This is a genomic window from Shewanella sp. ZOR0012 (genome assembly GCF_000798835.1).
Taxonomy (GTDB): domain Bacteria; phylum Pseudomonadota; class Gammaproteobacteria; order Enterobacterales; family Shewanellaceae; genus Shewanella; species Shewanella xiamenensis.
This window is the reverse complement of the sequence record NZ_JTLE01000094.1, coordinates 1,173,537-1,186,739: the sequence shown is the minus strand read 5'-3', so window position 1 is coordinate 1,186,739 and position 13,203 is coordinate 1,173,537. Positions and strand designations below refer to the sequence as shown.

11 protein-coding genes and 1 riboswitch are annotated in these 13,203 nt (G+C 44.1%); of the genes, 3 read left to right on the top strand and 8 right to left on the bottom strand.

All coding sequences use genetic code 11. The annotated features are described in order from the left end of the window. Positions 1-134: 134 nt before the first annotated feature. On the bottom strand, positions 135-1,310 hold the full coding sequence (locus L976_RS06910) for an aromatic amino acid transport family protein (RefSeq protein WP_047540223.1): 1,176 nt from the start codon (positions 1,308-1,310) through the stop codon (positions 135-137). 581 nt (positions 1,311-1,891) lie between these two features. After that, on the bottom strand, positions 1,892-3,367 hold the full coding sequence (gene gbpA / locus L976_RS06905; RefSeq protein WP_052183973.1) for an N-acetylglucosamine-binding protein GbpA: 1,476 nt from the start codon (positions 3,365-3,367) through the stop codon (positions 1,892-1,894). 124 nt (positions 3,368-3,491) lie between these two features. Then, a riboswitch (cyclic di-GMP riboswitch) is annotated at positions 3,492-3,585 on the bottom strand. A 405-nt stretch (positions 3,586-3,990) separates the two neighbouring features. Here gbpA and L976_RS06900 point away from each other — a divergent pair. Further along, positions 3,991-4,545, top strand: a complete 555-nt coding sequence (locus L976_RS06900) for a TMEM165/GDT1 family protein (RefSeq protein ID WP_037414866.1) — start codon at positions 3,991-3,993, stop codon at positions 4,543-4,545. Between the two features lie 78 nt (positions 4,546-4,623). On the opposite strand, the gene katB is transcribed toward L976_RS06900, so the two are convergent. The 6 genes from katB to fkpA all read right to left on the bottom strand — a co-directional run bounded on the left by katB (position 4,624) and on the right by fkpA (position 11,829). Then, the gene (gene katB, locus L976_RS06895; protein ID WP_047535461.1) at positions 4,624-6,084 is read right to left on the bottom strand and encodes a catalase KatB; all 1,461 of its coding nucleotides are present in this window, start codon (positions 6,082-6,084) and stop codon (positions 4,624-4,626) included. A gap of 360 nt (positions 6,085-6,444) precedes the next feature. After that, entirely contained in the window at positions 6,445-6,684 is a 240-nt protein-coding gene (locus tag L976_RS06890; RefSeq protein WP_037426164.1) for a YgjV family protein, read from the bottom strand. 52 nt (positions 6,685-6,736) lie between these two features. After that, positions 6,737-7,174 carry a PaaI family thioesterase gene (locus L976_RS06885; protein WP_047535459.1) on the bottom strand — a complete coding sequence of 146 codons (438 nt, stop codon included), beginning with the start codon at positions 7,172-7,174 and terminating at the stop codon, positions 6,737-6,739. Positions 7,175-7,282: 108 nt separating this feature from the next. Continuing rightward, entirely contained in the window at positions 7,283-7,738 is a 456-nt protein-coding gene (locus L976_RS06880; RefSeq protein WP_047535457.1) for a hypothetical protein, read from the bottom strand. 144 nt (positions 7,739-7,882) lie between these two features. Continuing rightward, entirely contained in the window at positions 7,883-10,495 is a 2,613-nt protein-coding gene (gene exeM, locus L976_RS06875; protein WP_047535455.1) for an extracellular exonuclease ExeM, read from the bottom strand. Positions 10,496-11,058: 563 nt separating this feature from the next. Further along, positions 11,059-11,829, bottom strand: a complete 771-nt coding sequence (gene fkpA, locus L976_RS06870; protein WP_047535453.1) for an FKBP-type peptidyl-prolyl cis-trans isomerase — start codon at positions 11,827-11,829, stop codon at positions 11,059-11,061. Positions 11,830-11,982: 153 nt separating this feature from the next. Here fkpA and L976_RS06865 point away from each other — a divergent pair, with 153 nt between their 5' ends. Together L976_RS06865 and L976_RS06860 are read left to right on the top strand one after the other, a co-directional pair. Then, positions 11,983-12,933 carry a WD40 repeat domain-containing protein gene (locus L976_RS06865; protein WP_047535450.1) on the top strand — a complete coding sequence of 317 codons (951 nt, stop codon included), beginning with the start codon at positions 11,983-11,985 and terminating at the stop codon, positions 12,931-12,933. A 9-nt stretch (positions 12,934-12,942) separates the two neighbouring features. Beyond that, positions 12,943-13,155, top strand: coding sequence for a SlyX family protein (locus L976_RS06860; RefSeq protein ID WP_037414894.1), 213 nt, complete (start codon positions 12,943-12,945; stop codon positions 13,153-13,155). The last annotated feature ends 48 nt before the right edge of the window (positions 13,156-13,203 follow it).

The following is a 13,203-nucleotide window of genomic DNA, read 5'->3' as shown; positions in this document are numbered from 1 at the left end:
GAAAGTAAAAAGTCAGGCACAGAGCCTGACTTTAGCATATCGTACGCACTTTATAACAGACTCAGAAAAATTCGCTTACAAAGCAAATACATTAACTAAGCACTACAAGTTTAAATGTGCTCAATTGCCGCAGTTTAAAGTGCGACAAATAGCTGAGCACCAATAATGATGGCTCCCAACAGACCTGCAAGTCCAAGGGTAAATGTTCCGCCTGACACTTGGTATCCTTGGGGCACGGCTTGACGTTGACGTAGCGCCATCACAATCGGCAGAAAAATAATCATCACCACCAGCGGCACCGCAGCAAAGCCTAATACGGCAACAAAGCCTTCGGGCACATAGAGCGCGCATAACAATGGCGGCACAAAGGTTAATAACCAGGTTTGCGTCCGCCCCAAAAAGGTCTTCTTAGCGCGGGTGAGTTCTGCCACAAAATCATACAAACTTAAGGTCACCCCGAGGAAAGAGGTAATTAAAGCTAAATCCGCGAATAGCGAAATACATTTACTGATCCAAGGCGTATGGGCAATCTCTTGTAACGCACTGATAAGCGCTGGCAAAGAACCATTAAAGCCACTGATTTCATAGCCCCCCACAGTGCCTAAGGTCACTAACAACCAAAAGATATAACAGGCAAGCGGAATCGTTGAACCTATTAACAATACCTTACGCAGCGAGGCGGCATCACCATCTAAATAACGCACTAAGGTTGCAATACACACGTGAAAACCAAAGGAGGTAAATACCACAGGGATCGCCGCCATCCAACTGCTGGTCAAGGATTGCGCTATCGCATTGGTTGCCATACTGGAAATACTGACTTCAGGTAATAAAAACAGCACGACAACAATCAGCAATAAAATCATCAATGAGAACAAAAAGCGCGACACTTTATCGACCCAAGCCACGCCTAATGCCGCAAACCCGCCCAGTACTAAGGTGAATAACACCACCGCAAGTTGGTTATCTAACACGATATCAAACATATTTTGCGCTTTGAGCACTAATAGCGATGAGCCTCCTGTTAGATACGCCGCCGTTAAGGCAAAGAGTAAGCTAAGAAACGATGCGCCTTGCACCATTTGGCCTTTCTTACCGAGTAATTTGCCAGTAATCGCATGGACATTATCGCCCACACCAGAACGAAGGTTAATCTCAAGCATTAACAATGAGGTATAGGCTGACAGCCCCCAAATAACCACCATCAATAAAATAGCGGGGATCATACCTAACGCAGCCGTGGCTAAGGGTAAGGCTAACATTCCCGCGCCAATGGCGGTTCCCGCGACGATGGCTATCGAGCCTAACATTTTTGAATTCACACAATTATCCTGTTCAAGTATTAATTATTTTTTTAAGGTTTTTGAGTAGATTTGAAGGATAAAGCCTTGCGCACTCTGTGATTAAGCCAACAGCAATCTCAAACGAAAAGCGTCACTAAACTTAAAGCATCCAATCCGATCTCAATAGAGCAGATCAATTGGCCCCAATAGCTTTTGAATATTTCAACCCAGTAGCCATTGAGGCTAACTAAATCGTTTGCAGAAAAGTGACATTAATTTCAACCGTGATTGCCTTAGCAAAACAGCGACAACGCGCGTAATAGAAGATAGCTAGGGACATTAACAGAGCCAATCCCAGTGGGCAAGCCAGTTGTGAACAAAGATAGAAGGCGCGCCTAATGGTAACAACTCAATAGCGCAGTGATAAACGAAAACATACAAACCAACAAAATCGCTACCTTTGTGAAAATACGCCAAATGCGCGATTAAAATCATCGTAAGGTTAATTTGGCCTTTGCAACATCACAAACGCGCTGATAATGGACTTAAACACCTTCCATATGCTTAAGTCCATTCCGTTGAATTTAACAATCACTCAAAATGTTAAATTACAGCTCAGTCCAAGCCATGGTCCAAGAGCTACCTACGCCTGGTTCAAAACCCGTTGCAGTTGGTGACCATTGCACACAATAGCCACTGTAGGGCCAAGGTTTACATTGATAGACTTTACCAGTTTTAGGTTGTAGCACTTTAGTGCCCGCTGCATAGCTTTTTATCCCCTCAGGGAAGATAAAGTCAGCATCCGGTGCAGTGGCTTGATCTTTTAGGAAAAGATCAAAGTTTTGCTGGATAACTTCACCTTGTTTAGGCTCGGCTTTCACTTGTAAATGATAATGTCCTGCCTTAGGGGCAACGACATCCAACACAAAACTCGCGCTGGTATTGTTTACCGCCTGCGTCACATAACCTGCTGCGGTGCCATCGTGGCTAAATAAATAGGCCGAAACCTGCATATCCGCATTGGTACTCACATCAAAGCTGACCTGCGCCGCACCATCAACAATGGTGTAATCATCGGCCAAGGAGGTAACATTAAGCTGATTTCCCGGTGCTGGCGCAATATCAAAGCTCACTTCCACTCGCTCTAAGCCCGACTTAGGCGCGGCAAAAATCTCATTTTTGCCATACACAGGTGAAATCACACCAGCCGCATTCTTCTGCCCAGCTTTAAGTTGTGGCTGCTGAGCATTAATGGCACTGGCTAACAGGAATGGCCAATTTTGCTTAGCACCTTGGGTTGCATCGGCAATGGTAATTTGGGTTTGCTTAGCGCTTTGTTCACCATTAGCATCAAACACCCGTGTCATTACCTTATCACCCGCCTTAAGATCGAGTGACGGATTAATATCACCAATATCGGTCCACTCGCCCGGCACCACAGCGCCTGAGCTCAAGTTTACATCGATGGCATTGTAGAAGCTGTTGGTGGTATCACCCACTTCCCACACGGCCAAGATAACGTGATAACCCGTTCTATCTTCAGGCACATAACAATTATGAGTCACTAGCTTTGGCGGTTGCACCATGCCACCGTCGATCACACAAAAGGGGGCTAAGTCAAAGCTTGCGCGGCTCAGAGCTTGATTTTGATCCCAGCCTTGACGAGTTAAATAGTAGCGCCAATTGCGGGTAACGTGGTTAGCAGTAAACTGCCAAGAAAAGTCATTCCAACCCGCTTTAATATCGCGCTTAGACCAACGACTTGGGCTCTGTTCATCCAAAGGAGAAAATGCCCCATTTGCCGCACTAGCAATTTTACCGTCAGCAGGGCCAGACTCAGGGAATCCAGAAGGACCTTCAACACTTTGCGGCTCCCACTGAATGGCGCCACAGTTGACGTTGCTGACCGTTTTACAGGCGTAGGAGCGAGACTCTGGTGATATAACATAACCATGAGCCGATGCCGTTTGGCTCAGCAACGAACTTCCGGCAGTCAAGGCTAATGCAACGAGGCTTAACTGAGTAAACTTAGGAATTGCAAATTTAGGGACAGTTGATTGAGAAAAAGCAGTCAGATGTTCCACTTTAATGTACTCCGTAGGGGCCATTCAATAAAAGATTGGCATTGGTATAAAAGTGGTATTTAGGCAAAACAGCATTAAGCAAAGCCGTTTATTTTTTAAAGAATTCAATATATTCGCTGAATTCTACAGCAACCCCGCTATCTTAGTTAACATCCTTTTACAACCTTAGACCGGAGGCTTTGCGTCCTAATTTTTCAATTAGTTTGCCCAATACGGTGGATCTCAATTGATTAAGTTAACAGGATGTAACTCAAAGACTGAGATGCGGCTAAACTAACAACAAAAGACAACGTTGTCAAAAATTAAATTATTACAATTCAATGAATTACAGAATATAGAACGGTATTTTTTTGGCACCTGCCAGATTTTATGCTTTTAATCTTGATAAGTTTAACCTTGAAACGGATCGCGACTTGGGTATAATGCCCACCTCGCTTCGGGGGAGTAGCTAACTGGATTTTGAGTCATCAATATCTAGGGTGAGCATCAACATACTTGGCCACATGCCATGGTGTTCACAGCAAATCATCGATTTGTCTTGCAAGACCTGAGCACAATAACCGCACCTAGGGGTGGACGGTCTATTGTGCTTATGTCAAAAACCACCCCTAAAAGGATCACACTTGGAAGCGTTACTCGCCTCAACCTTTACGGTTGCTATCGCCGAGATTGGCGATAAAACTCAACTGCTTGCCCTCTTACTCGCTGCAAGATTTAAAAATAAAACCGCGATCATTATGGGGATTTTACTCTCAACCCTGTTTAACCATTTTGCCGCCGCATGGCTTGGGCAATGGGCCATTAACTGGGTGAGTCCTGATGTAGCGCGTTACTTGGTTGCCGCCTCCTTCTTCGCGATTGCCCTTTGGGTGTTAATCCCCGACAAAGTGGATGCTGAAGAAAGCCGTTTCTATAAAATGGGCCCCTTTGTCGCGACCTTTATTCTGTTCTTTATTGCCGAAATGGGCGATAAAACCCAGATCGCGACTGTCGTGTTAGCCGCAAAATACGATGCCTTAGCCATGGTGGTTGCAGGTACCACTTTGGGTATGTTGCTGGCGAACGTGCCAGTGGTGATTGCGGGCCATTTTAGTGCCGAAAAATTACCGATGAAGTGGATCCACAGGGGCTGCGCGATTTTGTTTGCCCTACTTGGGGTCGCAACCTTAATCTATTAATTCAACTAATCAATTGAATTTTAAATAATTAAAAGGCCTGTGATATCACAGGCCTTTGCTATGGGTTAGTAGATTAACTTATAGCCCTAATGCGGTTTGGATCCGTTGACCGTAATCAGCATCAGCTTTTTGGAAATGTGCCAGCATACGTTGCTGTACATCTAAACTCGCTTGACGCAGTGAGCCTGAAATGGTTTCCACTAAGCGGGCTTTTTCATCTTCGCTTAAGATGCGGTACAAATTACCGGCTTGGGTGTAATCATCCTGATTGTATCGGCTGTAACGCGCCGCTTCGCCATCTAAACGCAGTGGTGGCTCAGCAAAGTTTGCTGGTTCTACCAAGGCGCCCGCAGTGCTATTAGGGCCATAGTTTGCTGAAGCATCGCCACCTGTTTGACTGCCATGATAAGGACATTGAGTTCCTGCCATTGCGCCTGCACGTTGATGATGATTGGCTTTAGCCGCATGTGGACAGTTTACTGGCAATTGGTTGTAATTCGCGCCAATACGATAACGCTGTGCATCGGCATAGGCGAACAAACGTGCCTGTAACATTTTATCAGGTGATGCGCCTACACCAGGCACTAAGTTACTCGGTGCTAAGGCCACTTGCTCGACTTCCGCAAAGTAGTTTTGCGGTAAACGGTTCAGCTCTAACACACCGATTTCAATTAATGGGTAATCACCATGTGGCCAAACCTTAGTTAAATCAAATGGGTTGATATGGTAAGTGTTGGCATCAGCTTCAGGCATAATCTGCACATTCACCGTCCAACGAGGGAAGTTACCATCGGTGATCGCCACCACCATATCGCGTTGTGATGAATCAGGGTCAATCCCTTTTAACTTATCAGCCTGTTCGTTAGTTAAGTTCACTACGCCTTGCTGCGATTTAAAGTGAAACTTCACCCAGAAACGCTCGCCTTTAGCATTCCAGAACGAGAAAGTATGCGAGCCATAGCCGTGCATTTGGCGATAGTTTGCCGGAATACCACGGTCTGACATCAAAATCGTCACCTGATGCATGGCTTCAGGGTTTAATGACCAGAAGTCCCACATCGCTTGTGGATCTTTAAGGTTAGTCAATGGGTTGCGCTTTTGAGTATGGATAAAATCCGGGAACTTAATGCCATCACGCAGGAAGAAAGTCGGCGTATTGTTACCCACTATGTCGTGATTACCACGAGCAGTATAGAAGCGCAGACCAAAACCACGGGGATCACGCTCGGCATCGGCAGAGCCCATTTCACCGCCAACGGTTGAGAAACGCACGAAGGTTTCAGTTTGCTTACCCACACCATTGAAATGGTCAGCAATGGTGTAATCACTTAAGTCTTTTGTGAGGGTAAAAGTCCCGTATACACCAGTCCCTTTAGCATGTACTACACGCTCAGGAATACGCTCACGGTTAAAATGAGCAAGCTTTTCAATTAAATGCCAATCTTGTAGGAGTAAAGGACCACGTTCACCCGCTGACAACGAGTTTTGATCGTCTGCAATAGGGGAACCGCTCTGGCTGGTTAAATACTGTTGACTCATATCTTGCTCCTTAGTCTTTTTTAGTGTGAATCCAAGATTCAATTAAATCGAAAATAGTAGCCATGGCTTATCTCCTTGGCAGGCGACGTGTTGTCGATGGAGCTAGAATAGAGAAAAGATGAAATCTAATAAAACGATTAATACAGATTTAAATAATCTATTTTAAAGATTAAGACTAAGAAATACTCACAGTCATCACTTAAGTGCAGACAGTATTATTGTTTAATATCTGGAGAGTAAAACCCATTAAAGGGTATCCCCGACTGATGGAAGATATGAGTTTTTACACTGAGGACTAAAATTAAAAGTATGAAAAATAAGCAGATTGGTTAGGACTTGCATCGAAACCAACCTCCAAACTTACTTTTGGCTTAGCTGCTCACGGTAGATAACAACAAGATAATAAGCATCGATGAGTACAATAAAAAAGTTAACCGCTGCAACAGGATAAGCCTGTATCGCCATCCCATAAGCAACAAACAGTGTAGCCCCCAGCAAATTCAACCAACGTAACTTCTTGATGTTTGACATCATCAAAGAGATAGCTACTACCACAGACGCCAAATAACCAACCCATTCCCAAATCATTGCACTATCCATATTAAAACCTTATTTATCGATTTATACATTGAAACAGGTTGGTTAATCTGCATTAGCGTTTAACTACCGCTGCTGTCATCCGTGAGATACAGGTCAACTCCCCTGCACTATTATGGATTAAGATTTCCCATACCGAGCTGCGTTTCCCCAGATGAATGGGTTTTGCCGTTGCGGTTAGCACGCCATTACGTGAAGCACGTAAATGGTTGGCGTTAATCTCTTGTCCAACACAATAATATTGCTCGAAATCCACCGCAAAGTTTGCCGCATAACTGGCAACCGTTTCGGCTAAGGCAACGTTCGCGCCCCCATGGACAATGCCTAAGGGATTATGTACGGCGGGCGTGGAAGGCATAGTCGCCTTCATAAAGTCATCGCCAATCTCGCTGATCTCAATCCCTAGGGTCTGCATCAAGGTGCCTTTGCCCCCCATACCAGCATCTAAACGGGCACAATCCTCTAAGCTTACCGGTCTAAACCAAATACTCATTTCAACATCCTAGTAAAGAAAACCAGCTAGCAGTTTACTAAGAAGTGACTGAAGTTCAACACATAAGCCATCGCTTAACCAGTTCTGTACGGCAAGGAAACGCTACGACTAACTTAACCAATGTTTTGTGACAGCCAAACGGCTAAACCAAACTAAGAAAATCCCCCAAAGGATCACTACACTTGGCATCACAAGAGCATCAGTGCCCAATACCGCTGCCGCCTGCTGAATCCCAAATACATAACCCATCTGCACCAGTACCGCCACCAGTGACGCGAGCAACACTTTATAAGAGAAGGCTTTTTTAATCAGTAGAAACAGGCAACCGATAACGCCAGAAACCACCGCAAAACCAAACACAAAGTTGAGCCAAGCGGGTGTCGATTCATAGAGCTTAATCTGATCAGGACTCATCTGCGCCATGGCGTCTGGCGTCATAGTCATTTGGATAACAAAAGCCAATAAACCCATGATATTCCAAAGCAAACTAACGACTGCGATAACGTAAAACCACAATGGTGCCTTGGTAACACCAATGGAATGCAGGGGTGCACTCACAACCATCTTTTTCTCCGTTGGGCTCAAGACTCATTCCCATGAAATACGATGAAAACACGATAAAACCAGCTCAATAAAAAGGGATGGTAAAACCATCCCTTAGCTCTGAGTTTAGCTCACAAAATAAGATGTGAGCGTATTAACACGTATTTAACGGCGACGGCGTTGTAATCCAAATAGTGATAACAAGGCTAAGCCTAAGTAACCTAGCGCACCACCATCATCCTTAGGCTTTGGCTCAGGTTTTGGTGGCTCAACAGGTGCTGGATAGCTTAATGCAACTATCACAGGGTCATGGTCTGAAGCAGAAAACGCATTTTCAGATTTTACGAGATTACCTGAGAATTTTTTGCCGTATTCGAACAGGGTAGACTCCACAGAGTTGATATGCCAATCTTCAATATCGACTAAACGCTTGGCGAGACTAGTGTTTGCCAAGGCATGGTCAAGGTTGCCTAACTCACCATTGTAGCTGTATGAGTAAGTTCCAGTACCGTGAGCTTTAGTATTGAGATTGATAAGACCATAACCTTTCTCAATCTTGCTGCCTTGGCGTTCAAACACTTTGCCATTTAAGGTTGTCCAAGAGGCGGTCATGATTGCACGATCAGACTTGCTCGCATCGAAGTCGGTCAATACACGGATAGGATCTTCCATACCGTAGGCATTCATATCACCGATAACCAGTAAATCGCCTTTTACGTCTTTCAACGCTTCACCGATCACTTTAGCTGCTGACACGCGGAAAGCATTACACTTACCTTGCTGATCCGCAGGATCAACAGACTCTTCGAAGTTAACCCAATCCTCCAAACAGCCTGAGCCTTTTGATTTAAGATGGTTAACAACAACGGTTAGATTTTCATTATGGATCTTAAAGGTTTGCGCTAAGCTGTGACGTTGGTAAGCGTCGTTACCTGGGTTAGTCTCAGTCTTACCCTCTTTAATGCGAGTCACACTGCCTGCACTCGCATGTTGCTCTGGGGTATCAATAGTACGAGCGGCACCTGCAAGGCTTACTTTACCCGCACGGTATAGCATACCAACGGTAATCGCATCGCTACCGAAGTACTTACCGTCGTATTTATCTTCATCGGCGATTTCAATATAGCTGTAAGCATTTTCAGCAGTTTGCTTCTCGTTTAAGGCATCGACTAAGTTCTTAATCGCGCTCTTTTCGCCAAAACCGTTGTTAGCAATTTCCATCAAGCCAACGATATCGGCATTCATGGCAGTAATGGCACTAACGATTTTCGCACGTTGTAACAGCATTTCTTCTTCGGTCAATGCGCCGCGGTTGCCACCCGATGGGTTAGTATCACCACCCACAACATCATTGAAGAAGTTCAGTACGTTAAAGCTGGCCACACGGATATCACCTTTAGTCGCCACACTTGGTGCATCTGTTCTATCATCGCCGCGGATAAAATCGCCAGCAGTAATAGTGTTCGTAGCCACTAAACGGTAAGCCCCGTAGCTATAACCAATCACCCCTTGCAGATTGGTCAATTGATCACCGACGCGGATATAACCTGTTTCAGCATTAAAGTCAGGGAAGTAAGGAATTACACCGTCAGCAGGTTTGTAATCGGATTCGATAAACAGCTGATTTTCTAGGTTAGATTTAACTAATGCCGTTGCCTCTGGAGAAAGCGCTGGGTATAACTGGGTTGGCTTCATCAAGGGTTCTTTGTAAGACACCAACATGTTATTACGCTTGCCCGCATAGTCGAAGCTAAAGGTGCGGCTGATCTTCAGATCACTGCCCGCATCTAATAGCACGTTCATGCCTTCATAACGCTCTAAAGCCTGCGCTAACGTTTCTCCCTCGGCAACATAGAAAGGCGCTGCGACAGGAACTTCCCCCTTCGCGCCCACTTCAAATTTTTTATCGGTTTTAATATCAATTTGGGTTAGACCGAAGTATTCCTTGACCTTACCCTGAACACAGATTTCAACCCCAGGTTGTATCGCTGCTGGCGGTGTTTCACCTAAAAAGACAAATACACCATCGGAAGTATATGGCGAGTTATCACCCTTCACTTCTTGCAAATAAAAACCTTTGAACAAACTCTCGCCACGGGCAGTCACCACCCCGCGAACCGTCACTTCAGTTTCAGACTCAAATGCACCTTGAGGAACATAAGGGCTAGATTCGCCAGCACCTTGTACTTGATAAATAGGAACAATTTTCGCGCCACTGCAACTAAATACAGGTATTTCTGGTGCGGTTGGCGTATTCAGAGAACCAAGACCAGTGAAAGTATCTTTAGGTAATTGTTCCCACTGGGCAGCATTAAAGACGGTATTTGCGACTAATGAGTCTAGTTTACGCTTAAGGGTAACATCGAGTCCCCAACCGACTGGCGTTGGCACATCACCAATAATATCAACCACGGCGCCATCTTTAACCAAAGCGACAGCATCACCACCGTTAAAGCTTAAGCTACCAGAAAAACTATCGACGCCTTGTAGCAGGGTAATAACACCGCTTGAATTGAGAATCACTTTAGTGGCTTTAGGCGCAATGCTCTGGCCATCTAATACTTGCATATCTGACGCATCTGTTGCGCCATCTTTATAACGAACGAGCTTATAACCTGTGAGATCAATTGCCGCATCACCGCTGTTATACAATTCGATAGCTTTGTTATTAGAGCTACCTTCAACATACTCGGTGATTATGACATCAGCACTTGCCATCATAGGCAACGCCGCGGCTACAGCTAAAGAAATAGCTGTCAACTTATTAACATTTTCCATATCAACAACCCCATTATTATAATATTGCCGCTAATTTTTATTAACGTGCGGGCGGATTATTCCAGAGTTGTAGGGCTAAAAAAAGGGGGCAAGATCTCACTATGCATGCATAACATATTGATGGAAATGTAATTTTACAGAGTAAATTGTCTTACATTCAGAACAGTGCCGTAACACAAAATTATTAAATAGCGATAAAACAATAAGTAAGAAAAAGACATCTAGTCCCCCTAGTTAACCTAAGTGAACAAATAATAATCGCAAAAAAAATATGATATTTTTATGATATTTTTAAACATGCCATTCTGAATAAGCGTATTAAATTTGTTGCTTTAAATATGCGTTATTCATTTAAAACTTAATCAGTCTTCCATCGTTCTAAAATAATGGCTTATTGATACAGCAATATCTTGTTATTCAAATAGCAAAATAAAACACTAACAAAGCTAAATAGCCTGTTATAACTCGGTTTGCTAATGAATTAAAACAAAAGTAGGATTTAACAGCATAAAAAAATACCGCCCAAAGGCGGTATTTTTATAAAAGCATACTGTAACTAAAAATTACTTCTTAGCAGGTTCAGCAGCAGGTGCAGCTTGTGCTTTCTCAATTGATTTCAACTCAACTTCAAAAATCAGCGTTGAGTTTGGTGGAATCGTTCCAGTATCACGTTCACCGTAAGCTAAGTTTGCAGGGATAACAAACTTGTACTTAGCACCAACAGGCATTAACTGTACGCCTTCGGTCCAACCAGGAATAACACGATTCAATGGAAATTTAGCCGTTTCACCACGTTTGTAAGAGCTATCAAACTCTTTGCCATCAATCAGAGTACCTACGTAATCTACTTCAACCGTGTCTTCAGCCGCTGGCTTTTCACCTGAACCAGGAGTGAGTACTTCGTATTGCAGGCCTGATTCAGTGGTGACTACGCCTGGCTTAGCTTTGTTTTCTTCAAGGAACTTTTTGCTATCCTCGAGATTTTTCGCCGCAATGGCTTTAGCTTGTTCTGTACGCTTATCGTTTAATTTTTTGTCTAAACTTTGAAGAATGGTTTGCATTTCTTCTTCAGTTAATTTCAGCTGATCATTCAAACCATTAGTAAAACCTGTCACGATCAGCGTGCGGTCAACTGGTAGGCCTAATTCTTCTTGCTCTTTAATATGACCAGACATATAACGACCGATTGAAGCACCCACACTGTAGGCTTCTTTTTGTGCTTCTGTCGTTAATTCAACATTTGCGCTTGCATTTGTTGCTTTTTCTTCTTGATTACAAGCAGATAGGCCAATAACAGCCAATGCAACTAACGATAATTTATAAATCGATTTCATTAAAGCTTCCTCAGCATCCTCAAGCGGTTACAATAACCTAAGCGCGACAACTTTATACTAGTTATCTGGGTTATACCAACTAGATTCTTTATGGGTTAACTGTGATTAATTTCACTCTACCGAGTTAGAGACACCAACTTTAGGAGCAAGTTCATGAAGAAAACCCTACTGCTGGTAATTTGCACGATTTTTTTGACGGCTTGCTATCCTAAAGCCGAGGATATTCGCGTGCTCTCAAAAGACCCTTCTTACAGTGCAAGTCTCTCGAGTGATGGCACTCTCGCAATTGTCGCGACTCAGAATCAAGGAGTCCAATGTTGGGACTTAACCCAGCACACCCTTAAATACCAATGGGTGCATGGCGACCTTAATACAGGCGTAGCCAGCACAGCCATTTCACCTAATGGAGAGTTCGCTGCATCGTTAAGCCGCGATTCAGTAGCACTATGGACAATAGCCGACGGAAAATCCGTAGGTTGGTGGTCACTGCCCGCATCGGGAGAAAGTGTTGCGGTAGCCAACAATGGGGTTTTGCTTATTGGTTTAAACGATGGCAGCGTAATGTCTCTGAATGCGGCAAAAACGGCACTGATTAAATTCTTAGGCCATAAAGAACGCGTCAATACGGTTGCACTGTCGGCGGATGGTCGCATCGCACTCACAGGGTCAAATGATATGCAGGCCATTTTATGGCAGGCACAAACCGGACAACCAATCCACACTTGGGATCTTGGTAGCCGGGTGACTAAGGTGGCACTGAACGACAGTGGTAGTTTAAGCTTTACCAATGGCAGTACGAATGAAGCAAAAATTTGGGACAACTCAACCGGTAAACTTTTAAATCAATTAGCAATTAATCGTCGCCAAATGACCTTTTCAGCAGTACGTTTTACTGAGCAAGACAAGCAGTTATTAACGGGAACTCCCGCCCGCGAAGTCATACTCTGGCAACGCAGTTCGGGTAAACCTATTGCACAATGGCAAATTGCGTTGACGAAAAACAGCCAAAACCGAGGAGCCGTTGTATACTCTGTGGCAATTCGAGATACCAATAAAGTCGTTAGTATCAGTAGCCAAGGCTTAGTTGAGACTTGGCAACAATAGAGGTTAGCCATGCAAGGTGTACAACAACAAATTGAAGAGCTGCAAACTAAATTAGCTTTTCAAGAACTCACTGTCGAAGAATTAAACCAAGAGGTGATTAAGCTGAATCGACTCGTGGCCCATCAACAGCACCAGATCCAGTTATTAGTTGGCAAGTTGCAGGCAATGGAGCCGAGCAATATTGCTACCCAAGCTGAAGAAACGCCGCCACCCCATTATTAATAACGAACTAAAATCGTCAGCCAAACGATGAAGACTAAATATCCAGGG

Coding starts and splice junctions, on each gene's coding strand:
- L976_RS06910 (WP_047540223.1), bottom strand. CDS start 1,310: ATGTTAGGCTCGATAGCCATCGTCGCGGGAACCGCCATTGGCGCGGGA.
- katB (WP_047535461.1), bottom strand. CDS start 6,084: ATGAGTCAACAGTATTTAACCAGCCAGAGCGGTTCCCCTATTGCAGAC.
- L976_RS06890 (WP_037426164.1), bottom strand. CDS start 6,684: ATGGATAGTGCAATGATTTGGGAATGGGTTGGTTATTTGGCGTCTGTG.
- L976_RS06885 (WP_047535459.1), bottom strand. CDS start 7,174: ATGAGTATTTGGTTTAGACCGGTAAGCTTAGAGGATTGTGCCCGTTTA.
- L976_RS06880 (WP_047535457.1), bottom strand. CDS start 7,738: ATGGTTGTGAGTGCACCCCTGCATTCCATTGGTGTTACCAAGGCACCA.
- exeM (WP_047535455.1), bottom strand. CDS start 10,495: ATGGAAAATGTTAATAAGTTGACAGCTATTTCTTTAGCTGTAGCCGCG.
- fkpA (WP_047535453.1), bottom strand. CDS start 11,829: ATGAAATCGATTTATAAATTATCGTTAGTTGCATTGGCTGTTATTGGC.
- L976_RS06865 (WP_047535450.1), top strand. CDS start 11,983: ATGAAGAAAACCCTACTGCTGGTAATTTGCACGATTTTTTTGACGGCT.
- L976_RS06860 (WP_037414894.1), top strand. CDS start 12,943: ATGCAAGGTGTACAACAACAAATTGAAGAGCTGCAAACTAAATTAGCT.